Origin of the sequence: Lysobacter lycopersici (assembly GCF_007556775.1) — a bacterium.
In the GTDB taxonomy this organism is placed as follows: domain Bacteria; phylum Pseudomonadota; class Gammaproteobacteria; order Xanthomonadales; family Xanthomonadaceae; genus Pseudoluteimonas; species Pseudoluteimonas lycopersici.
Window position 1 is genome coordinate 1,440,001 of record NZ_CP041742.1, and the last position, 19,851, is coordinate 1,459,851.

The window sequence follows — 19,851 nt, forward strand, 5'->3', positions numbered from 1 at the left end:
AGCGCGACGTGCCGCCTTGCGACCTCGGCGATGCCTGTCCGCCGTATCCGAGCGATGCGCCGGCGATCTACGTGCTGGAGCTCAACGCGGGCGAAGCCGAGCGTTTGCGGCTAGAGAACGGTGCGACGATCGAATTCGCACCGGATATCCAGCCTGCTCCGTAATCCGGCGCGTCGCAAGGGGCTTGCACCGGCATGCGGCAAGTCGCAGTCTCGCCACATGGCGATGCCGTATCCATTGCCGGACTGGAACCAGCTCGCGACGCTCGATGATGCGCGCCTGCCACTGCTCGCGACCGCGCTGCTGATCGCGCGCGACGAATACCCGGACCTCGATCCAGACCTCTACGACACGCTGCTGCACAGCCATGCGGAAGCGCTGCGCGGCGAGATCGAGGCGATCGATTCGTGGCCGCTGAAGATGCAGGCGATCAACCACCATCTCTTCGACGAACTCGGCTACAGCGGCAACCACGATGAGTACTACGACCCGCGCAACAGCTACCTCAACGAGGTCTGCGAGCGCCGGCTCGGCAACCCGATCTCGCTGGCGATGGTGCAGATCGACGTCGCGCGCAGGCTCGGCGTGCCACTGGACGGCGTGTCGTTCCCCGGGCATTTCCTAGTGCGCCTGCCGGTCGGCGACAGCCTGCTGGTGATGGATCCGTTCAACCGCGGCCGCCCGCTGGACGAGGAGGAATTGCGCGAACGCGCGAGCAAGCATTTCGGCGGGGACGAGCCCGACGACGACGCGCTGCTGCGGATCCTGCATCCGGCCGGCAACCGCGCGATCCTGATGCGGATCCTGCGCAACCTGCACGCCGCCTACGCGGAAGGCGAGGATTGGGAACGCGCGACGCGCAGCGCCGATCGCATCCTGCGCCTCGCGCCAGGCAACCGCGAGGCCTTGCGCGACCGCGGTCTGGGCTACCTGGAACTCGGGCACGTACAAGGCGCGCGGGCCGACATCGCCAATTACCTGCAACGCAATCCGGAAGCGCCGGATGCGCCCGCCCTGCGCGAGCGGCTGGTGGAACTCGGCGGCCCGGGCCGGCCGCACTGAACGATTACGGCACCAAGGAATCTCCGAATCACCGTCGCGAGCGAAGGCAGATTGCGGGCCGCCGGAGCACAGGAACCGGAGTTTACTTGGCTGTAAATGAGGATTCCGAGCACCGCCGGCGCGCGAAATGCCAAGCGCAGCAGGTGATTCGGAGATTCCTAAAGCGCCATCATCTCGAAATCGTCCTTGGTCACGCCGCAGTCCGGGCAGGTCCAAGTGTCCGGCACGTCTTCCCAGCGCGTGCCCGGCGGAATGCCCTCTTCGGGCAGGCCGGCGGCCTCGTCGTAGATGAAGCCGCAGACCACGCACATCCAGGTGCGGTAGGCGACGGCGGGAGCGGATTCGGACATCGGGGCGCGATAATGCGAAGGACTGGCGCGATTGTCCCATCCCGCGCCGCCCTGCGGAAGCACGATGTCGAAACCACGGCTCAAGCGCGGCCCCACGCTTCGAAAAGGCTTGTACCTCGTCACGCCCGACGCGACCGATCCTTCGTGCCTGCGCGAACGCGTGTTGCCGCTACTGCCGTTCACGGCCTGCCTGCAGTTGCGCTGCAAGTCGATGGGCCGCGAACGATTGCGCGAAGCCGCTTCGTTGCTGCGCGCGGACTGCCGCGGCGCCGGCGTGCCGTTCATCGTCAACGACGACGCCCGGCTCGCGCACGAAATCGGTGCCGATGGCGTGCACCTGGGCGAACACGACGGCGCCATCGCCGAGGCGCGCGCCCTGCTCGGCGGGAACGCGATCATCGGCGCGTCCTGCTACGACGACATGGGCCGCGCCCTCGACGCAGCGGAAGCCGGCGCGGATTACCTCGCGTTCGGCGCCTTCTTCCCCTCGCCGACCAAGCCGAATGCGCGTCGCGCGAGCATCGATCTGCTGCGCGACAGCAGCGAGCTCGGCCTCCCGCGCGTGGCGATCGGCGGCATCACCCCGGACAATGCACGGCTGCTGGTCGACGCCGGCGCCGACCTGGTCGCGGTGATCAGCGGCGTGTTCGACGCGCCGGATCCAGCCAAAGCCGCACGCGCCTATCTTTCCTGTTTCGATATCGAGAACGCATGAACACCGAACGCTCGCACGAACTCTTTTCCCGCGCGCAAACCCTGATGCCCGGCGGCGTGAACTCGCCGGTGCGCGCGTTCAAGTCGGTGGGCGGCGAACCGTTCTTCGTGCAACGCGCGGACGGACCCTGCCTGTTCGACGTCGACGGCAACCGCTACATCGACTACGTCGGTTCCTGGGGACCGATGATCGTCGGCCACAACCATCCGAAGGTGCTGGAAGCGGTGATCGACACCGCGCGCAACGGCCTGTCGTTCGGCACCCCGAACCCGCTGGAAGTCACGATGGCCGAAACCATCGCGCGGCTGATCCCGAGTTGCGAAATGACGCGCATGGTCAACTCCGGTACGGAGGCCACGCTGTCGGCCATCCGCCTCGCCCGCGGCGCGACCGGCCGCAGCCGCATCGTCAAGTTCGAAGGCTGCTACCACGGCCATGGCGATTCCTTCCTGGTCAAGGCCGGCAGCGGCGCGCTGACCTTCGGCGTGCCGACCTCGCCCGGCGTGCCGAAAGCGCTGGCGGATCTGACGCTGACGCTGGCCTACAACGATTTCGATGGCGCGACGAAGCTGTTCGACGAATGCGGAAGCGATATCGCCGGCCTGATCGTTGAACCGGTCGTGGGCAACGCCAATTGCCTGCCGCCGCGCGACGGCTACCTGCGACATTTGCGCGATCTCTGCACGCAGCACGGCGCATTGCTGATCTTCGACGAAGTGATGACCGGTTTCCGCGTGGCGCTCGGCGGCGCGCAGGCACGTTACGGCGTGACCGCGGACCTGGTCACGTTCGGCAAGGTGATCGGTGGTGGCATGCCCGTCGGCGCCTACGGCGGCAGGCGCGAGCTGATGCAGCAGATCGCGCCGAGCGGCCCGATCTACCAGGCCGGAACGCTCAGCGGCAATCCGGTGGCGATGGCCGCGGGCCTGGCGATGCTGGAACTGATCCAGGTGCCTGGTTTCCACGAATCGCTGGAAGCGAAGACGAATGCGCTTTGCGATGGCCTCGAAACCGCTGCGCGCGAAGCCGGCGTGCCGTTCACCACGCAACGCGTCGGCGGCATGTTCGGCATGTTCTTCAGCGCGGAAAAGGTTGATACGTACGCGCAGGCGCTGGCCTGCAACACCGCCGCGTTCAACCGTTTCTTCCACGCCATGCTCGATCGCGGCGTGTACCTGGCGCCGTCCGCGTTCGAAGCCGGCTTCATGTCCAGCGCGCACGACGATGCGGTGATCGCCGCGACCATCGAGGCGGCGCGCGGCGCGTTCGTCGAGGCGAAATCGGCATGAAGCGCCCGGCCTGCGTGCTGTTCGATCTCGACCACACGCTGGTGCACTACGACCATGCCGTGCGCGTTCGCACGCTGGCCGAACGCTGCGGCGTAGAACCGCAGCGGGTGCTGGACGCGCTGACGCTTTCCGGGCTGGAACGCAATAGCGACCTCGGCCTGTTCGACGCGGAAGGCCATGCGCGCGAGCTTTCGCGCCGACTCGGCGTTGCGCTTTCGCTGGACGACTGCATCGCCGCGCGCACCGCCTCGATGGCGCCGATTGAGGATTGCGTGGCGATGGCCCATGCCGTGGCGCGGAACGCGCAAGTCGCGATCCTGACCAACAACGGGCTGATGGTGCGCGACCACCTGCACGCGCTGTGCCCGACGCTGTCGCCGCTGTTCGATGGTCGCGTGTTCTGTTCCGCCGAATTCGGCGCCGGCAAGCCGGACCCGGCGATTTTCCTGCGCAGCGCGGAACGCCTCGGCGTATCACCCGGCGACATCCTGTTCATCGACGACAAGGCCGCGAATGCGGAAGCCGCGCGCCACGTCGGCATGGACGCGCTGCACTACGCCGGCCCGCAAGCCTTGCGCGTTTCCCTGCGCGAACGCGGCTTGCTCGAAAACGCCACGGAGGAAATCGCGCATGCGTCCTGAAACCATCGCGGTGCATGTCGGCAACGAGGCCGATCCCGCCACCGGTGCGGTCGCGCCGCCGATCCACCTCACCACGACCTTCCGCCACGGCCCCAGCGGCGAACGCGTCGCCGGCTACGAATACCAGCGCGAGGGCAACCCGACCAACGACCGACTGCGCGAGGCACTGGCCGCGCTCGAAGGCGGCGAGGAAGCGCTGACCTTCGCTTCAGGCATGGCGTCGATGACCACGCTGCTGGAATCGCTGCCGAACGGCGCGCGCGTGCTGTTCCCGGACGACTGCTATTCCGGCCTGCGCATGCTGTTCCGCGAATTCCTGCCGGAACGCGGCATCGTGGCCGACATCGTGGACATGTCCGACCTGGCCGCAGTGCGCGCGGCATGCGCGCAGCCCATCGCGATGCTGTGGATCGAAACGCCTTCGAATCCACGGATGAAGATCAGCGACATCGCCGCGCTGGCGGACATCGGCCATGCGGCCGGCGCGCTGGTCGTCGCGGACAACACTTTCGCCACGCCCTTGCTGCAGCGTCCGCTGGCGCTGGGCGCGGACATCACCATGCACTCGACCACCAAGTATTTCGGCGGCCACAGCGACGTGCTCGGCGGCGCGCTGGCGTTCGCCCGCAACGACGAGTTCGCTGCCAGGGTCGCGCACCGGCTGCACGTCACCGGCGCGGTGCTGGCGCCGTTCAACGCCTGGCTTACGCTGCGCGGCTGTCGTTCGCTCGGTGCGCGCATGGCGATGCACTGTGCCAACGCGCGCAAGGTCGCCGAATTCCTCGCTTCGCACCCCAAGGTCGAACGCGTGAACTGGCCGGGCCTGCCCTCGCATCCGGGACACGATGTCGCCGCGAAACAGATGCGCGATTTCGGCGGAATGATGAGCGTCGAAGTCCGCGGCGGGCGCGAAGCGGCGCTGGCGGTGGCCGGCAAGCTGCGCGTGTTCACCAATGCGACCTCGCTCGGCGGTTGCGAATCGCTGGTCGAGCACCGCGCCTCGGTCGAAGGCCCGCAACCGTTCTCGCCGCAGAACCTACTGCGGGTGTCGGTGGGGCTGGAAGATGCCGAGGACTTGATCGCCGATCTCGCCCAAGCCCTCATCTGATCACCAGCTTCCCGTATTCGGCATCGACGCCCACGGCTCGCGCGGCGGCAGTTGGCCGTCCTGCAACAGCTCGACCGAGACCAGGTCCGGCGAACGCACGAACGCCATGTGCCCGTCGCGCGGCGGGCGGTTGATCGCGTAACCCATCGCCTGCAGGCGTTCGCACGTGGCATAGATATCGGCGACGCGGAACGCGAGGTGGCCGAAATTGCGCGCGCTGCCGTAGTCCTCGGTTTTCCCGGCTTCATCCGGCCAGTTGTAGGTCAACTCGATTTCCGCATCCGGCGTTTCGTCCGCGGCGACGAAGACCAGCGTGTAGCGGCCCACCTGGTTTTCGATCCGCCGGGTTTCGCGCAGGCCGAGGCCTTGGCAGTAGAACCGCAGCGAGGCATCGAGGTCGCGCACGCGGACCATGGTGTGCAGGTATTTCATCGATCGCTCCTACAGGAACAGATCGGGCAGCAGCGGCCGCCCGGGTTCGACCGCGTATTGCCCGAAATCGGTTTCGCCCGCTACGCGCAGCACGTCCTCGTCGATCAGGAAGTTGCCGCTGAAGCCGCGCGCATCGCGAACCAGCACCGCATGCGCGGCATCGGCGACGATCTGCGGCGTGCGGCAATTACGCGCATCGACGCCGGGGATCATGTTGATCGCATCGGTGGCGATCACGGTGCGCGGCCACAACGCATTGACCGCCACGCCCTGCGCGCCGAATTCGCCGGCAAGCCCGAGGGTGACGAAGCTCATGCCCATCTTCGCCAGCGTATAGCCGGTGTGCGGTGCCCACCATTTCGGATCCAGCGAAGGCGGCGGCGCCAGGGTGAGGATGTGCGGATTCGCGGACTCGAGCAGGTGCGGCAGGCAGGCTTGCGCGCACAGGAAGCTGCCGCGCGCGTTGACCTGCTGCATCAGGTCGAAGCGCTTCATCGGCGTGTCCAGCGCGCCGCGCAGCCAGATCGCGCTGGCGTTGTTGACGAGGATGTCGATGCCGCCGAATGCCGCGACCGTCGCGTCGACTGCGGTGCGGACTTCGTCTTCCTCGCGAATGTCGCATTTCAATGCGAGGCCGCGCCCGCCAGCTTCGTTCACCGCCTCGACCGCGCTGTGGATGGTGCCGGGCAACTTGGGATTCGGTACTGAGGACTTCGCCGCGATCGCGACATTGGCCCCGTCGCGCGCCGCGCGCGTGGCGATGGCGAGGCCGATGCCGCGCGAGGCGCCGGTGATGAACAGGGTTTTACCGGCGAGTGTGGTCATGGCTTCGGTCCCTGTCCTTCGTTGTCTTCCCAACGCAGCAATTTGCGGGTGATGAAGCGATACACCGGTTTGCCGGTGGCGAACCATGCGTCGCGCAACCACGAATGCCGTTTCAACAGGTGTTTCTCGGTCGGCGTCAATGCTTCCGGGCAATAGGTGCGCTTGTGCTTGAGCAGGTGGCGCAGGTCCTCGCGGAACAACAGGCGCATCCGGCGCGCGCGCGGCGGGCCGGCGACCGCGAGCTGGAAGTCGGTGAGCCCGGGCGAACCGTCGGCGAGCACCAGCCAGTTCGCTTCCTTGGCGAGGTCGTTGTGGGCGATGCCGGCGCGATGCAGGCGCTGCAACAGGCGGTGCGCGTCGCGGAACCAGCGCGCATCGCCGCGCGGCGGTCGCTGGTGCATCGCCGCGCCATCGAGGTAACTGCGGTCGAGCACGCGGCCGTCCCAGCACAACAGGTGCGGCATGGACGGAAGATGGCGCACCCGACGCAGCGCGCGCGCCTCGCGCCGCGCCAGTGCCCATGCCGGCAAGCGCAGCCACCACGGCACGTGGCGCAGGTCGCGGCGCACGAAGCGCGTGCCGTCCGCGCCTTGCATCAGCGCGATGCGGCCGAAGCTGTCCGCCTTTAATGCCTCGATTTCGATGTCGCCGGCCGGTTGCATGCGCGCAGTGTAGGCGAGCCACGGCCGCAATCTTCTGCTGCGATAATCGGCCGATGCAGGCCCTGCACGTCGATGCCCTCGTCGCCTGGATCGGAGCGCACCCGCTCGCCGCGGGCGGGCTGGTGTTCCTGATCGCGTTCTGCGACGCGCTCGCCGTGGTGGGCATCGTGGTGCCGGCGCTGCCGCTGCTGTTCGCGGTCGGGGTGATGATCGGGCTCGGCCACGTGTCCGGGCCGTACGCGCTCGCGGCCGCGGCCTGCGGCGCCTTCGCCGGCGACGCGCTGAGTTTCTGGATCGGCCGGCGTTTCGGCCCGCGCCTGCGCGGCATGTGGCCGTTTTCGCGCTATCCGCAATTGCTCGACCGCGGCGAACGCCTGTTCCGGCGCCACGGCAGCAAGGGCATCGTCATCGCGCGCTTCGTAGGCGCGGTGCGGCCGTTCGTGCCCGCGGTCGCCGGCATGCTGCGGATGCCGCTGCGCCGCTACCTGCCGATGAGCGCGTTCGCCGCCGTCGCCTGGGCCGCGTGCTTCCTCGCGCCGGGCTGGCTGTTCGGCGCGTCCTACGATGCGGTGGCCGCGGTCGCGGATCGCCTCGCGCTGGCCTTGCTCGCGTTGCTGGCCGCGCTCGCGCTGGCGTGGGCGGCAGTGCTGTACACGTGGCGCTGGTTCGCCGGCCACGCCGACCGCCTGCTCGCGCAACTCCTGCGCTGGTCGCGCGCGCATCCGCGGCTGGGGCGTTACGCGCAAGCGATGGTCGATCCCAACCGGCCGGAATCGGCTTCGTTGCTGGTGCTCGCGACGATGCTGCTCGCCATCGGCTGGGCGGGTTTTGCGTGGCTGGCCGCGGTGCTCGCGCGCGGCGGTCCGTTGCTGCTGGATCGCTGGGTCGACGCGAGCATGCGCACGCTGCGCAATCCGCTCGCAGACCGCTTGATGGCGGCGCTGGCATCGCTGGGCGACCGCGAGGTGCTGGTGCCGGCCTGCGCGCTCGCGCTGCTGTGGCTGCTGTGGCGAAAGCGCTGGATGGCGGCCGTGCACTGGCTGGCCGCGCTCGGCTTCGGGCTTGGGCTCACCGCGTTGCTCGGCGCGTCGATCCACATGCCGGCGCCGCCCGGTGCGAACGCCGCATTCGGCTTCCCGTCCATCGCGGTGACGATGGCGACGATCGCGTTCGGTTTCTTCGCGATCCTGATCGCGCGCGAACTGCCGGGCCGCCGGCGCGTATGGCCCTACCTGCTCGCCGCGGTGGTGGTGGCGACGCTCGGCTTCGCCCGGCTCTACCTCGGCATGCACTGGCTCAGCGACATCGCCGGCGGCGCGCTGCTCGGCATCGCGTGGTTGCTGTTGCTCGGCCTTGCCTATCGCCGCCACGTCGCGCGTTCGTTCTGGATGCGGCCGCTGGCGTGGACGTTCTACGGCGCATTCGCCGTCGCCGCGTTGTGGCATGCGCCGCGCGCGGCCACGCCCTTGCTCGCGCGCCTGGAATCGTCGCCGCCGGCCGTGCGATCCATCGATGCGGACGCGTGGTGGGCCGGAACCGCGGCCGTTCCCGCGCCCGAAGCGCGCCGCAGGCTCGACGTGCAGGTCGCCGGCCCGCTGCAACCGCTCGCGCAACGGCTGCGCGAACGCGGCTGGCGCGCGCAACGGCAGGCGAACTGGGTCGACGTGCTCGGCCTGCTCGACGAGGAACGCGCGGCGTCCGAGCAACCCGTGCTGCCCGGCACCCTGGACGCGCAGGCGGAAACCCTGCTGCTGCGTCGCCGCGGTCCGCGTCCCGGCACCCTGCAGGTCCTGCGCCTGTGGCGCGTGCCGACACGGCTTGGCGATGGCACGCCGCTATGGCTCGGCGGCACGCAAGCGCTGGCCTGGACGCAGCCGTTGCATGCGTTCGGGCTGTGGCGGCCGGTCGACGACGGCGGCGCGGCGCACGATGCGCTGCGCGCGGCGCTCGGCGACGCGTTCCCCGTGCGCGAATCGGACATCGACGGCACGCGCGTGCTGCGCGTGCGCACCGATGCGGCGGCAACTCAGGCGGAACGCGTTCCGAAATAGCGTCGCGCGAACGCGATCGGCGTTCCGAACAGGAACAGGTGCGAGAGCAGGTCGAGCGCCGCGCCCAGCGTGAACATCTTCACCGGGAACGGGAACGCCGACAGCGGCAACACCACCAGCCGCATCACCAGGAAGGTCGCCACGCCCAGCGCCATGCCGGCGACCAGCGGGCGCTCCAGCAGGCCCGGCACGCGCGTGACCAATGCCGAAAACAGCGCGGCCACGACCAGGGCGATGCCGAAGTGCGAGGCGAAGCCGATCGCCGCGGTATTCCAGCCGCCCTCGAACGCGGCCTGGCCGAACCAGCCGCTGGCGATGACCTGCAGCAGCTTCTGCGGCGCCATGCCGTTGATGCCGGCCCATGCGATGGCGAACAGCAGGTCGCCGGCGCCGCCGAGCAAGCCGCCGACCACGATGGCTTTGGTCGCATTCGCCTTCATCGCATGCCTCCGTTGTCAGTCGCGGGAACGCAGCGCCGCGAAGAACCTGCGCGGCGCGCCATCGAAACCGCCATTCGACATGAATACTACGTGGTCGCCAGCACGCGCGATGGTGCGCAATTTGGCGATCAGCGCATCGGCGTCGGCGACGACATGGCCTTCGCCCTTGAGCGCGGACACGACCTTGTTCGCGTCCCACGGCAATTCCGGGCGGGCGAGGAACACCACTGCGTCGGCGCCGTCGAGCGAGGGCGCCAGCGCCTCGGCGTGCGCGCCCAGGCGCATGGAATTGCTGCGCGGTTCCATCGCCACGACGATCCGTGCGTTTCCGACCTTGGCGCGCAGGCCGGCGAGCGTGGTCGCGATCGCGGTCGGATGGTGGGCGAAGTCGTCGTAGACGACGATGCCGTCGGCTTCGCCGATCACTTCCAGCCGCCGCTTGACGCTGCGGAAGTCGGCGAGCGCGGGGAGGATGGCCGCGATGTCGACGCCGACCGCATTGCAGGCCGCGAGCGCGGCGAGGCCGTTCGACACGTTGTGGTCGCCGAGCAGCGGCCATTCGACCGTGCCGACTTCGTTTCCGTCGTGGACGACAGCAAAGGCACTGCCGTCCTCGCGCAGCTTGCGCGCGCTCCACTCGAACGCCGCATCGAAACCGAAACGTTCCACCGGCGTCCAGCAGCCCATCGCCAGCACTTCGCGCAGTCGTTCGTCGTGGCCGTTGACGATCAGGCGGCCGCGGCCCGGCACGGTGCGCACGAGGTGGTGGAACTGGCGCTGGATCGCGGCCACGTCCGGGAAGATGTCGGCGTGGTCGTATTCGAGGTTGTTGAGGATCGCGACCAGCGGGCGGTAGTGCACGAACTTGCTGCGCTTGTCGAAGAACGCGGTGTCGTACTCATCCGCCTCGACCACGAATTCGCGGCCCGTGCCGATGCGCGCGGACGCGCCGAAATCCTCGGCCACGCCGCCGATCAGGAAGCCCGGTTCGCGACCGGCGGCCTGCAGCAGGAACGAGAGGATGGTGGTGGTCGTGGTCTTGCCGTGGGTGCCGGCGACGGCGAGCGTGTCGCGGCCGGGCAGCACGTGTTCGGCCAGCCACTGCGCGCCGGAGGTGTAGCGCAGGCCGGCATCGAGCACCGCTTCGACCGCGGGATTCCCGCGAGAAAGCGCGTTTCCGACGACGATTTCTTCGCAACCGGCGGAGATGTTGCCGGGCGAATAACCCTGCTTCAGCGCGATGCCGAGGGTTTCCAGCTGGGTGGACATCGGCGGATAGATGTCCTTGTCGCTGCCTTCGACCTCGAAGCCCAGTTCGCGCGCGAGCGCGGCGACGCCGCCCATGAAGGTGCCGGCGATGCCGAGGATGTGGATGCGCTTGGCAGGGTGGTCGCTCATGCGCGGATTGTCGCCGATTCACGCGGCTTTTACGTTTGCGCCACGCGCCTGGAATAACGTCGCCCGACCAGCCGAGGGGCGCTGGGGGAACGCTCGGCCGGATTGCCCGGCCGATGCGCGTGCCTGCCGTACTTCGAATCCGCTACCAGGGAGTTTTCGAAACATGCACAGACTCGTTTTCGCACCGTTGGCGCTCGCCGTCGCGATGATCGCCGCCTCCACGCCCGCGCTGGCCGCGGACAACGTCTCGCCCGCATTGAGGGCCGCGATGCAGCGCGACCTCGGGCTGACATCCACCCAGCTTTCGCAGTACCTGAAGATCGAACGCCTTTCCGAGCAGTCGAAGGGGCTGGAAAAGCAGCAGGGCAGCCATTTCGCCGGTAGCTGGATCGAGCGGCAGGGCAACGGCGATTTCCGCTTCGTGGTCGCCACCACGTCGGCCGGCGCGCAGAAGGCGCCTGCCGGCGTCGAAATCCGCAACGCGCGCCACACCCTCGCCGACCTGGATTCGTCCAAGGGCCAGCTCGACCTGCAACTCACGCAAGGCACCAGGGTGCCCAGGGGCGTATACGGCTGGTACGTCGACGTGCAGAGCAACAGCGTCGTCGTCAGCGTCGGCAAGGGCGGCCAGCAGGCCGGGGTCGATTTCGTCGCGCGCAGCGGCGCCGATGCCCGCACCGTGCGCTTCGTCGTCGAAGCGGAGCAGCCGAGCCTCCGCGCCACGGCGAAAGGCGGCCTGGGTTACCTGCGCGATCCCGGCGACGGTTACTTGTACGCCTGCTCGATCGGCTTCAACGTCGCCAAGGGCAGCACCCCGGGCTACGTGAGTGCCGGCCACTGCGGCGATGCCGGCGAACCGACGTACCTGGAAGGCCCGGCCGGAACCGGTCCGCAATGGACGCTCGGTCCGAAGATCGGGACCTTCCAGGCGTCCAACTTCCCGAACCCCGGCCAGACCGGCAACGATTGGTCGTGGATCGCGATCTCGTCCGGCAACACCCAGTCGGCGACGGTCTACGGTTGGGGCAAGGGCGACGTGACCGTGAAGGGCAGCACCGCTGCCGCCGTCGGCGCGGCCATCTGCCGTTCCGGCCGCACCACGGGCTGGCAATGCGGCACCATCCAGGCCAAGGGCCAGACGGTGAACTACAGCAGCGGCGAAACCATCCTCAACCTGACGCGCACCACCGCGTGTTCGGAAGGCGGCGACTCCGGCGGCTCGTTCATCACCAGCGTCGGCCAGGCACAGGGCGTGCTGTCGGGCGGCAGCGGCAGTTGCAAGGGCAGGCACCGGAATTCCCGCAGCTATTTCCAGCCGCTGCTGCCGATCCTGTCGGCCTACGGCCTGACGCTCAAGACCGGCTGATCCGTTCCGCCATGCGATGCGAAAACGCCCCGGGTTGCCGGGGCGTTTTCATTCCGCGGAAGGAATGTCGATCAACCGACGTCGTGGCCGGCGGAAATCGCTTCGATGATGCGGGTGAACACCTCGTCCAGTTCGCCGACGCCATCGACCACGGTCAGCTGGCCGTGCTGGCGGTAGAAATCGATCACCGGCGCGGTCTGGCTGTCGTACACCTGCAGGCGCTTGCGCACCGAATCGGGATTGTCGTCGGCGCGACCCTCGGCCTTGGCGCGGCCGGCGATGCGTTCGACCAGCAACTCGGCCGGCACTTCCAGCTGCACCGCGAAATCCATCGGCCGGCCGATGCGCGCGAGCAGCTTGTCCAGCGCGTCGGCCTGGGCGAGGTTGCGCGGATAGCCGTCGAGGATGAAACCGTTGGCGGTGTCGGCACGCGAGAAACGATCCTCAAGCATGCCGAGCAGGATGGCGTCGCTGACCAGTTCGCCGCGGGCCATGACTTCCTTGGCCTCGAGGCCGAGCTTGCTGGCGGCGGCGACTTCCGCGCGCAGCAGGTCGCCGGTGGAAATGTGCGGAACCCCGAGGGAATCCTTGAGCCGAGCGGCCTGGGTGCCCTTGCCCGAGCCGGGCGCACCCAACAGCAGCAATCGCATCGTTTCGCTCCGGAAAAAATGGTTGGAAACCTGACTGCGGGCCGGCGCTACACTGCCATCCCGCGGGATGGCGGCCAGCTTACCCTATCCCGCCCCCTGCAAAAAAAGCCCAATCCATGGCCACCGGCACCCTGCTTTACGCCCAGTCGGGCGGCGTCACCGCGGTGATCAATGCCACCGCTTCGACCGTCGTCCAGGCCGCCAGGGCGAGGAAGGTCCGCGTCCTCGCCGCGCGCAACGGCATCCTCGGCGCCCTGCGCGAGGAACTGGTCGACACCACCCGGCTCTCCGCCGCGGAAGTGCGCGGGCTGGCGCACACGCCCGGCGGCGCCTTCGGCAGTTGCCGGGTCAAGCTGAAGTCGCTACAGGAGGACCGGGCGAAGTACGAACGCCTGCTCGCGGTGTTGCGCGCGCACGACGTGCGCTGGTTCCTCTACAACGGCGGCAACGATTCGGCCGATACCGCGCTCAAGGTGTCGCAGCTGGCGAAGGAATACGGCTATCCGCTCACATGCGTGGGCGTGCCGAAGACGGTCGACAACGACCTCGCCGTGACCGACTGCTGCCCGGGCTTCGGTTCGGCGGCGAAATACACCGCGGTCTCGCTGCGCGAATGCGCGCTGGACGTGGCGGCGATGGCGGAAACATCGACCAAGGTGTTCGTGTACGAGGCCATGGGCCGGCACGCGGGCTGGCTCGCCGCGGCCGCGGGGCTTGCCGGCGAAGGCGCGAATGCTGCGCCGCACCTCATCCTGTTCCCCGAGCGCACCTTCGACGAAGCCGATTTCCTCGCCCGCGTCGATGCGGTGGTGAAGCGCGTCGGCCATTGCGTGGTCGTCGCCAGCGAAGGCATCCGCACGGCCGATGGCAGCTTCGTCGCCGACGCCGGCGGCGGCACCGATTCCTTCGGCCACACGCAATTGGGCGGCGTCGCCTCGCACCTGGCCGGCCGGGTCAAGGACGCGCTCGGCCACAAGGTGCACTGGACCCTGCCCGACTACCTGCAGCGTTCGGCGCGGCATATCGCCTCGAAGACCGACCTCGAACAGGCGCTGGCCGTCGGCCGCGCGGCGGTGGAATGCGCGCTGGCCGGGCAGAACGCGGTGATGCCGGTGATCGTGCGCAGTTCCGACGCGCCCTACCGCTGGCACGTCGACATCGCGCCGCTCGACCGCATCGCCAACCACGAGAAGAAGATGCCGGCGAACTTCATCCGCAAGGATGGCTACGGCATCACCGCGGCCGCGCGCCGCTACCTGTCGCCGCTGGTCGCCGGCGAAGCGTATCCGCCGTACGGCAAGAATGGCTTGCCGCTCTACATCGAACCGAAGCTCACGCTGGTGCGCAAGAAACTTCCCGCCTGGGCCGGATGAGCGGCGCGCGGGGACAAACCCTATTGGTGAAGGTGAAGCCGAACGCGCGGCAGTCGTCGCTGCAACGCTTGGCCGACGGCAGCTGGCTGGCGCAACTGAAATCGCCACCGGTCGACGGCAAGGCCAACGCCGAATTGATCGCGTTGGTCGCGCGCGAATTCGGCTGCGCGAAGGCCTCCGTCGAAATCGCAACCGGCGCCGGTGCGCGGACCAAGCGGGTACGCATCGCCGGCTGATCGGCACGATCCACTACGGACAGGGCGTTCCCTCGACCGCGGTGGACACCGCGTAGATCGGAATCGGGTTGAGCGTGCCGGCCTTGGCCGCCGCCTGCATGTCCTTGAGGTACAGGCGCGAACTGCCCTGTGCATCCGCCTTGGGCGGTACCGCGGTGTCGGACGGCTTGCGCCACACCCGCACCACCGCGAACTGGGTCGCGCACTGGGTCGAGGGCACGCGCACGAGGTCGTTGAACTTCCAGCCCCCGGCCTCGCTCGGCTTCACCGTGGCCGCGTCCACCAGCTTGGCCCGTGGCGCGCAGTTGGGGCTGGTCTTCACCAGCTCGAACTTGTACGGATTCGCGGCGTCGCCGGTGAACTGGCCCTGGATCCGCGCGCAGGCCTCGGGGATCTGGCGGAGGGTGTGCAGCACGCCGACCGGTTGCGGGGTCGCGGCGGGGCGGCTGATCTCCGGGGTCGGGTCGCCGGCCAGCGCCGGGAACGCCATCGCCACGGCCAGCAGGATCGCCACCTTCGGGATCGTCCAGCGTCCACGCATCGCATCGCTCCAAGGGAGAGTGGGCCGCAGGCTGGCATGCAATGCCTGAACCCCTGCCGACGCCGTTCCTACGGCCGTGGCGCTGTGCGATAGTCGCAGGGTTGTGTGAATCCACGGGGAGAGGTTGTTCATGCTCGAGCATTACGGTTTGGTCCTGGCGCTGGTTTGCGCCGTCATCGCGATCCTGTATGGCCTGGTCACGGCCGGCTGGATCAACCGCCAGCCCGCTGGCAACGAGCGCATGCAGCAGATCGCCGGCGCGATCCAGGAAGGCGCGCGCGCCTACCTCAACCGCCAGTACACGACCATCGCCATCGCGGGTGTCGTACTCGCGGTCTTGATTGCATGGCAATTGGGCCGCTACACCGCGATCGGTTTCCTGGTCGGCGCGGTGCTGTCCGGCGCGGCCGGTTACATCGGCATGAACGTGTCGGTGCGCGCCAACGTGCGCACCGCCGAAGCCGCGCGCCAGGGCATGGGTCCGGCGATGAACGTCGCGTTCAAGGGCGGCGCGATCACCGGCATGCTGGTGGTCGGACTCGGCCTGCTCGGCGTCGCGGGTTACTACGCGCTGCTCACCAGGTACCTCGGCGTCGAAGGCGAAGCCGCGCTGCACGCGTTGGTCGGCCTCGCCTTCGGTTCCTCGCTGATCTCGATCTTCGCCCGCCTCGGCGGCGGCATCTTCACCAAGGGCGCCGACGTCGGCGCCGACCTCGTCGGCAAGGTCGAGGCCGGCATCCCGGAAGACGACCCTCGCAACCCGGCGGTGATCGCGGACAACGTGGGCGACAACGTCGGCGACTGCGCCGGCATGGCCGCGGACTTGTTCGAAACCTACGCGGTCACCGTGATCGCGACCATGCTGCTCGGCGGGCTGAGCTTCGCAACCGACCCGAACGCGGTGCTGTACCCGCTGGTGCTGGGCGGCGTCTCGATCATCGCCTCGATCATCGGCGCGTGGTTCGTGAAGGTGGGCGGCAGCAAGCCGAACATCATGGGCGCGCTGTACAAGGGCGTGATCGTGTCGGCGGTGCTGTCGGCCGTGATGTTCTGGTTCGTCACCGCGAACATGTTCCCGAACGGATTGGCGAACGCAGACGGCAGCGTGGCGCTGACCTCGACCAACATCTTCCTGTGCGGGCTGATCGGCCTGGTGCTCACCGGCGCCATCGTCTGGATCACCGAGTTCTACACCGGCACGCAGTTCGGCCCGGTGCGGCACATCGCGCAGGCATCGACCACCGGCCACGGCACCAACATCATCGCCGGCCTCGGCGTGTCGATGAAGTCGACCGCGATGCCGGTCGTCGCGATCTGCGCCGCGATCTGGGGCGCGTACGCGCTCGGCGGCCTGTACGGCATCGCCATTGCCGCGACCGCGATGCTGTCGATGGCCGGCATGATCGTCGCGCTCGACGCCTACGGCCCGATCACCGACAACGCCGGCGGCATCGCCGAGATGGCGGAACTGCCGTCGGAGATCCGCGACATCACCGACCCGCTGGACGCGGTGGGCAACACCACCAAGGCGGTGACCAAGGGCTACGCCATCGGTTCGGCCGCGCTGGCCGCGCTGGTGCTGTTCGCCGACTACACGCACAACCTCAATGCGAGCGCGGCCGCGAAGGCCACGGCCGCGGGCACGTCGTACACGCCGTTCGCGTTCGACCTCAGCGACCACATGGTGGTCATCGGCCTGCTGATCGGCGGCTTGATCCCGTACCTGTTCGGCGCGATGGCGATGGAAGCCGTGGGTCGCGCCGCCGGCGCGGTGGTGGAGGAAGTGCGCCGCCAGTTCCGCGACATCAAGGGCATCATGGAAGGCACCGGCAAGCCGCAGTACGACAAGGCGGTGGACATGCTGACCAAGTCGGCGATCAAGGAAATGATCGTGCCGTCGCTGCTGCCAGTCGCGGTTCCGGTCGTGGTCGGCCTGCTGCTCGGGCCGAAGGCGCTCGGAGGCGTGCTGATCGGCACGATCGTCACCGGCCTGTTCGTCGCGATCTCGATGACCACCGGCGGCGGTGCGTGGGACAACGCCAAGAAGTACATCGAGGACGGCAACTTCGGCGGCAAGGGCTCCGAGGCGCACAAGGCGGCGGTGACCGGCGACACCGTCGGCGATCCTTACAAGGACACCGCCGGCCCGGCGGTGAATCCGCTGATCAAGATCATCAACATCGTCGCGCTGCTGCTGGTGCCGTTGCTCACGCACTGAGGCATCGACGAATCATCGCGATACCGACGGCGGCCCCAGGGCCGCCGTTTTTTCGTCCGATGAAGGCGCGCTGTTCCTGTGGGAGCGGCTTCAGCCGCGAACGCCTTTCGTTGACATGCCAAGGAGCATTCGCGCCTTCGCTTTTAACAGCCGAATGGCTGGTAAAGGCGCTCCCACAAAAGCGGGAACGTTTATTGCGATGAATCGCGTTCGCGCGATACACCGACGCCGTGCTTGTAGACCAGCTGCCCGCCGAGCCAGCCGGTGACGCCGAGCAAACCGAAGCCGACGATGCTCGCCGCCAGCGCCGGCATTGCCGGCGCATGCAATGCGTGCTGGTCGTAGCGCAGCAGCAAGCTGGCCGCGTACGCACAGAACGCCGCCAACGCGAACAGCATGTGCCGGTTCGCCGTCGGCAATGCGGGATTGCCGTCGCGCAATTTCGCGAATTCCCACAACCCCGCCGCCATCGTCGCGAGCGCGACGACGCAGCCGGCGGACATCGATATCGCGGCGAAGCGCCAGGCCGGTTCGCCCAGCCACAACGACGCGATATCCGCCGCGGTCGCGAGCGACCAGCCCGCGATCGGGAAGTGCACCAGCGCCGGGTGCAGCGGATGGCTCACGGCGCCAGCGCCACCGACAGCAGCACCAGGAAACCGACGACCGCGAGACCTGCGTGCAGGAACACCACGCCCTTCGGCGCGATGGTCTTGCGCGCGTGCAGCGACGCCAGATAGAAGCCGCCCAGCGCCGCGACCACGAGCAGCCCGAGCGCAGCGACCGCGCGCCCCGCGCCGGAACCGCCCATCACGCCGAGCAGCAACAGCACCAGGCCGGTCGCGCCGAGCAAGGCGTGCAGGATGGAGATGGCCCACGGCGCGAATTTCCCGCGCAGCACACTCGATGCGAGGACGAGACCGCCGACGGCGGCGATGGCGAAGACGATGAGTGCATAGGTCAGCATGGCGATTCCCCTTTTTTCACGGTGGTGGCATGGATGGTGGCTGCATGGATGGAACGACGTGGGAGAGGACTCCATCGGCTTCGAGCCGGGCAATGACGGTCGCGGCGATGCGGTCGCAGCGCGCGCCGAGGAACGGGAAGGCATCGGTGAGCGCGGGCGCGAGCGCGTCCTGCAATGCCGCGCGCAACTGGCGGCGCGCGCGATGCAATCGCGTCTTGACGGTTTCCGGGCGCAGGCCGAGGCATTCGGCGGTTTCCTCGACCGTGCATTCCTCGACTTCGCGCATGAGGAACACCAGGCGGAAATGCTCGGGCAGGTCGTCGATCGCGCGTTCGAGCAGGCGGCGGATTTCACGCCGCGCCGCGCTCGCCGCGGGATCCTCGCCGCCGAAGCGGCCGGGGAAGGCGAGCACGCGGCCGGCCTCGCCCTGCGCGGCCTCGATCTGTTCCACGTCGACCGTCGGCTTGCGCGCGCGCAGGCGTCCGCGCGCCTCGTTCAGCACGATCCGCGTGAGCCAGGTCAGCACCGAGGCGTCGCCGCGGAACCCGTCCAGGTGTTCGAAGGCATCGACGTAGGCGGCCTGCACCACGTCTTCGGCCTCGGCCTCGTCGTGGACCACGCCGCGCGCGATCCGGAACAGGCGCTGGTTGCAGCGCCGCACCACCTGCAGGAAGGCTTCGCGCCGGCCGCCGCGGGCCAGTTCCACCAGCGCGGCGTCCTCCAGTCCGTCGAAATCGATTTCCGCCGCCTTGCCGACGCCTGCCATCGCGGTTCCTCCCGTCACACACCATCCGATGCGCCAGTGGCCGCGAGGTTCCCGCTGGTGTTGGGCGGAAGGCTCGAATCGGCTCCGGGTAGAATGCGCGCCCCCACCCCGCCGGGCCAGCACGGCCCGCGCCAGCACGTCGGAGCATCGCCCCATGGGCCTGGACCTCGTCCCCACCGGCAACAACCCGCCGGACGAAATCAACGTCGTCATCGAAATCCCGAAGGACGCCGAACCGGTCAAGTACGAGGTCGACAAGGCCTCGGGCGCGATCTTCGTCGACCGCGTGCTATCGACGCCGATGCGCTATCCCTGCAACTACGGCTACGTGCCGCGCACCCTGTGCGGCGACGGCGACCCGGCCGACGTGCTGGTGCTGATGCCGCTGGAACTGATCCCCGGTTCGGTGATCCGCGTGCGTCCGGTCGGCGTGCTGCGCATGGTCGACGAGGCCGGCAGCGACGAGAAGATCCTCGCGGTGCCGATCGACAAGGTCTTCCCCGGCTACGCCCACATCCAGCACATCGACGACGTGCCGAAACACTGGCTCGACCGCATCGGTTACTTCTTCGAGCACTACAAGGACCTGGAAGCCGGCAAGTGGGTCAAGCTCGACGGCTGGGGCGGCCGCGATGAAGCGCGCCGGATCCTGCTGGAATCGATCGCGCGCCACGAAGCGACTTCGGACAAGCCGAAGTTCTGATCGCGTCGTTCGCGACAAAAAAAGCGCCCGGGGGAATCGGGCGCAGTTGGAGAGAGTC

The 19,851-nt window shown here is 68.4% G+C and carries 23 protein-coding genes (1 of these 23 only partly in view); 12 read left to right on the forward strand and 11 right to left on the reverse strand.

Annotated features, from left to right (window positions below; genetic code table 11):
* Positions 1 to 164, forward strand: partial view of a DUF192 domain-containing protein gene (locus FNZ56_RS07240; RefSeq protein WP_143879191.1) — the 3' end only. The gene continues 292 nt to the left of window position 1, outside the view; only the last 164 of its 456 coding nucleotides appear in the window; the start codon falls outside the window, past its left edge; the stop codon is at positions 162 to 164.
* 55 nt (positions 165 to 219) lie between these two features.
* Positions 220 to 1,062, forward strand: coding sequence for a SirB1 family protein (locus FNZ56_RS07245; protein ID WP_143879192.1), 843 nt, complete (start codon positions 220 to 222; stop codon positions 1,060 to 1,062).
* Positions 1,063 to 1,220: 158 nt separating this feature from the next.
* On the opposite strand, the gene FNZ56_RS07250 is transcribed toward FNZ56_RS07245, so the two are convergent.
* Positions 1,221 to 1,412 (reverse strand): rubredoxin, encoded by a 192-nt coding sequence (locus FNZ56_RS07250; RefSeq protein WP_143879193.1) that lies wholly within the window; start codon positions 1,410 to 1,412, stop codon positions 1,221 to 1,223.
* 64 nt (positions 1,413 to 1,476) lie between these two features.
* Here FNZ56_RS07250 and thiE point away from each other — a divergent pair, with 64 nt between their 5' ends.
* Genes thiE through FNZ56_RS07270 form a run of 4 tightly spaced genes read left to right on the forward strand, consistent with a single transcriptional unit; the run spans position 1,477 to position 5,165 of the window.
* On the forward strand, positions 1,477 to 2,127 hold the full coding sequence (gene thiE / locus FNZ56_RS07255) for a thiamine phosphate synthase (RefSeq protein WP_143879194.1): 651 nt from the start codon (positions 1,477 to 1,479) through the stop codon (positions 2,125 to 2,127).
* Positions 2,124 to 3,416, forward strand: a complete 1,293-nt coding sequence (hemL, locus tag FNZ56_RS07260) for a glutamate-1-semialdehyde 2,1-aminomutase (RefSeq protein WP_143879195.1) — start codon at positions 2,124 to 2,126, stop codon at positions 3,414 to 3,416. Before thiE ends, hemL begins: the two co-directional genes overlap by 4 nt.
* On the forward strand, positions 3,413 to 4,057 hold the full coding sequence (locus tag FNZ56_RS07265; protein WP_143879196.1) for an HAD family hydrolase: 645 nt from the start codon (positions 3,413 to 3,415) through the stop codon (positions 4,055 to 4,057). Before hemL ends, FNZ56_RS07265 begins: the two co-directional genes overlap by 4 nt.
* Positions 4,047 to 5,165, forward strand: a complete 1,119-nt coding sequence (locus tag FNZ56_RS07270; protein WP_143879197.1) for a trans-sulfuration enzyme family protein — start codon at positions 4,047 to 4,049, stop codon at positions 5,163 to 5,165. Before FNZ56_RS07265 ends, FNZ56_RS07270 begins: the two co-directional genes overlap by 11 nt.
* Here the strand turns inward: FNZ56_RS07270 and FNZ56_RS07275 are convergent, their stop codons facing one another.
* From FNZ56_RS07275 to FNZ56_RS07285, 3 genes are read right to left on the reverse strand one after another with little or no spacing between them, the layout of a single operon-like run.
* On the reverse strand, positions 5,166 to 5,597 hold the full coding sequence (locus FNZ56_RS07275) for a VOC family protein (protein WP_143879198.1): 432 nt from the start codon (positions 5,595 to 5,597) through the stop codon (positions 5,166 to 5,168).
* Between the two features lie 9 nt (positions 5,598 to 5,606).
* The gene (locus FNZ56_RS07280) at positions 5,607 to 6,422 is read right to left on the reverse strand and encodes an SDR family oxidoreductase (protein WP_143879199.1); all 816 of its coding nucleotides are present in this window, start codon (positions 6,420 to 6,422) and stop codon (positions 5,607 to 5,609) included.
* Positions 6,419 to 7,084: a protein kinase family protein gene (locus FNZ56_RS07285; protein WP_143879200.1), complete on the reverse strand. Its 666-nt coding sequence runs from the start codon at positions 7,082 to 7,084 to the stop codon at positions 6,419 to 6,421. The genes FNZ56_RS07280 and FNZ56_RS07285 overlap by 4 nt, the downstream gene beginning before the upstream one ends.
* Before the next feature lie 53 nt (positions 7,085 to 7,137).
* Between FNZ56_RS07285 and FNZ56_RS07290 the strand changes: the two genes are divergently transcribed.
* Positions 7,138 to 9,135, forward strand: a complete 1,998-nt coding sequence (locus tag FNZ56_RS07290) for a bifunctional DedA family/phosphatase PAP2 family protein (RefSeq protein WP_143879201.1) — start codon at positions 7,138 to 7,140, stop codon at positions 9,133 to 9,135.
* Here FNZ56_RS07290 and FNZ56_RS07295 read toward each other — a convergent pair.
* Both FNZ56_RS07295 and mpl read right to left on the reverse strand, forming a co-directional pair.
* Positions 9,111 to 9,575, reverse strand: a complete 465-nt coding sequence (locus FNZ56_RS07295; protein WP_143879202.1) for a hypothetical protein — start codon at positions 9,573 to 9,575, stop codon at positions 9,111 to 9,113. The two genes, FNZ56_RS07290 and FNZ56_RS07295, sit on opposite strands and share 25 nt — an antisense overlap.
* 15 nt (positions 9,576 to 9,590) lie before the next feature.
* Entirely contained in the window at positions 9,591 to 10,973 is a 1,383-nt protein-coding gene (mpl, locus tag FNZ56_RS07300) for a UDP-N-acetylmuramate:L-alanyl-gamma-D-glutamyl-meso-diaminopimelate ligase (RefSeq protein ID WP_143879203.1), read from the reverse strand.
* Between the two features lie 163 nt (positions 10,974 to 11,136).
* Between mpl and FNZ56_RS07305 the strand changes: the two genes are divergently transcribed.
* Complete coding sequence (locus tag FNZ56_RS07305; protein WP_185970684.1) at positions 11,137 to 12,339, forward strand: S1 family peptidase; 1,203 nt, start codon at positions 11,137 to 11,139, stop codon at positions 12,337 to 12,339.
* A gap of 71 nt (positions 12,340 to 12,410) precedes the next feature.
* On the opposite strand, the gene FNZ56_RS07310 is transcribed toward FNZ56_RS07305, so the two are convergent.
* Positions 12,411 to 12,989 carry an adenylate kinase gene (locus tag FNZ56_RS07310; RefSeq protein WP_143879205.1) on the reverse strand — a complete coding sequence of 193 codons (579 nt, stop codon included), beginning with the start codon at positions 12,987 to 12,989 and terminating at the stop codon, positions 12,411 to 12,413.
* A 116-nt stretch (positions 12,990 to 13,105) separates the two neighbouring features.
* On the opposite strand from FNZ56_RS07310, the gene FNZ56_RS07315 reads away from it, so the two are divergent.
* A complete protein-coding gene (locus tag FNZ56_RS07315; protein ID WP_143879206.1) occupies positions 13,106 to 14,362 on the forward strand; it encodes a 6-phosphofructokinase in 1,257 nt (418 codons plus the stop codon).
* 26 nt (positions 14,363 to 14,388) lie between these two features.
* Positions 14,389 to 14,598 carry a DUF167 domain-containing protein gene (locus tag FNZ56_RS07320; RefSeq protein WP_221933289.1) on the forward strand — a complete coding sequence of 70 codons (210 nt, stop codon included), beginning with the start codon at positions 14,389 to 14,391 and terminating at the stop codon, positions 14,596 to 14,598.
* 13 nt (positions 14,599 to 14,611) lie between these two features.
* Here FNZ56_RS07320 and FNZ56_RS07325 read toward each other — a convergent pair whose 3' ends face one another.
* Positions 14,612 to 15,139 carry a hypothetical protein gene (locus tag FNZ56_RS07325; RefSeq protein ID WP_246064530.1) on the reverse strand — a complete coding sequence of 176 codons (528 nt, stop codon included), beginning with the start codon at positions 15,137 to 15,139 and terminating at the stop codon, positions 14,612 to 14,614.
* Between the two features lie 130 nt (positions 15,140 to 15,269).
* Here FNZ56_RS07325 and FNZ56_RS07330 point away from each other — a divergent pair, with 130 nt between their 5' ends.
* On the forward strand, positions 15,270 to 17,357 hold the full coding sequence (locus FNZ56_RS07330) for a sodium-translocating pyrophosphatase (RefSeq protein ID WP_143879208.1): 2,088 nt from the start codon (positions 15,270 to 15,272) through the stop codon (positions 17,355 to 17,357).
* 191 nt (positions 17,358 to 17,548) lie between these two features.
* On the opposite strand, the gene FNZ56_RS07335 is transcribed toward FNZ56_RS07330, so the two are convergent.
* From FNZ56_RS07335 to FNZ56_RS07345, 3 genes are read right to left on the reverse strand one after another with little or no spacing between them, the layout of a single operon-like run.
* Positions 17,549 to 17,983, reverse strand: a complete 435-nt coding sequence (locus FNZ56_RS07335) for a DUF2231 domain-containing protein (protein ID WP_143879209.1) — start codon at positions 17,981 to 17,983, stop codon at positions 17,549 to 17,551.
* Positions 17,980 to 18,324 (reverse strand): hypothetical protein, encoded by a 345-nt coding sequence (locus FNZ56_RS07340; RefSeq protein ID WP_143879210.1) that lies wholly within the window; start codon positions 18,322 to 18,324, stop codon positions 17,980 to 17,982. The genes FNZ56_RS07335 and FNZ56_RS07340 overlap by 4 nt, the downstream gene beginning before the upstream one ends.
* A gap of 16 nt (positions 18,325 to 18,340) precedes the next feature.
* Positions 18,341 to 19,090, reverse strand: coding sequence for an RNA polymerase sigma factor (locus FNZ56_RS07345; protein WP_143879211.1), 750 nt, complete (start codon positions 19,088 to 19,090; stop codon positions 18,341 to 18,343).
* 154 nt (positions 19,091 to 19,244) lie between these two features.
* On the opposite strand from FNZ56_RS07345, the gene ppa reads away from it, so the two are divergent.
* A complete protein-coding gene (ppa, locus tag FNZ56_RS07350; RefSeq protein WP_143879212.1) occupies positions 19,245 to 19,793 on the forward strand; it encodes an inorganic diphosphatase in 549 nt (182 codons plus the stop codon).
* The last annotated feature ends 58 nt before the right edge of the window (positions 19,794 to 19,851 follow it).

Coding starts and splice junctions, on each gene's coding strand:
- FNZ56_RS07245 (WP_143879192.1), top strand. CDS start 220: ATGGCGATGCCGTATCCATTGCCGGACTGGAACCAGCTCGCGACGCTC.
- FNZ56_RS07250 (WP_143879193.1), bottom strand. CDS start 1,412: ATGTCCGAATCCGCTCCCGCCGTCGCCTACCGCACCTGGATGTGCGTG.
- thiE (WP_143879194.1), top strand. CDS start 1,477: ATGTCGAAACCACGGCTCAAGCGCGGCCCCACGCTTCGAAAAGGCTTG.
- hemL (WP_143879195.1), top strand. CDS start 2,124: ATGAACACCGAACGCTCGCACGAACTCTTTTCCCGCGCGCAAACCCTG.
- FNZ56_RS07265 (WP_143879196.1), top strand. CDS start 3,413: ATGAAGCGCCCGGCCTGCGTGCTGTTCGATCTCGACCACACGCTGGTG.
- FNZ56_RS07270 (WP_143879197.1), top strand. CDS start 4,047: ATGCGTCCTGAAACCATCGCGGTGCATGTCGGCAACGAGGCCGATCCC.
- FNZ56_RS07275 (WP_143879198.1), bottom strand. CDS start 5,597: ATGAAATACCTGCACACCATGGTCCGCGTGCGCGACCTCGATGCCTCG.
- FNZ56_RS07280 (WP_143879199.1), bottom strand. CDS start 6,422: ATGACCACACTCGCCGGTAAAACCCTGTTCATCACCGGCGCCTCGCGC.
- FNZ56_RS07285 (WP_143879200.1), bottom strand. CDS start 7,084: ATGCAACCGGCCGGCGACATCGAAATCGAGGCATTAAAGGCGGACAGC.
- FNZ56_RS07290 (WP_143879201.1), top strand. CDS start 7,138: ATGCAGGCCCTGCACGTCGATGCCCTCGTCGCCTGGATCGGAGCGCAC.
- FNZ56_RS07295 (WP_143879202.1), bottom strand. CDS start 9,575: ATGAAGGCGAATGCGACCAAAGCCATCGTGGTCGGCGGCTTGCTCGGC.
- mpl (WP_143879203.1), bottom strand. CDS start 10,973: ATGAGCGACCACCCTGCCAAGCGCATCCACATCCTCGGCATCGCCGGC.
- FNZ56_RS07305 (WP_185970684.1), top strand. CDS start 11,137: ATGCACAGACTCGTTTTCGCACCGTTGGCGCTCGCCGTCGCGATGATC.
- FNZ56_RS07310 (WP_143879205.1), bottom strand. CDS start 12,989: ATGCGATTGCTGCTGTTGGGTGCGCCCGGCTCGGGCAAGGGCACCCAG.
- FNZ56_RS07315 (WP_143879206.1), top strand. CDS start 13,106: ATGGCCACCGGCACCCTGCTTTACGCCCAGTCGGGCGGCGTCACCGCG.
- FNZ56_RS07325 (WP_246064530.1), bottom strand. CDS start 15,139: ATGCGTGGACGCTGGACGATCCCGAAGGTGGCGATCCTGCTGGCCGTG.
- FNZ56_RS07330 (WP_143879208.1), top strand. CDS start 15,270: ATGCTCGAGCATTACGGTTTGGTCCTGGCGCTGGTTTGCGCCGTCATC.
- FNZ56_RS07340 (WP_143879210.1), bottom strand. CDS start 18,324: ATGCTGACCTATGCACTCATCGTCTTCGCCATCGCCGCCGTCGGCGGT.
- FNZ56_RS07345 (WP_143879211.1), bottom strand. CDS start 19,090: ATGGCAGGCGTCGGCAAGGCGGCGGAAATCGATTTCGACGGACTGGAG.
- ppa (WP_143879212.1), top strand. CDS start 19,245: ATGGGCCTGGACCTCGTCCCCACCGGCAACAACCCGCCGGACGAAATC.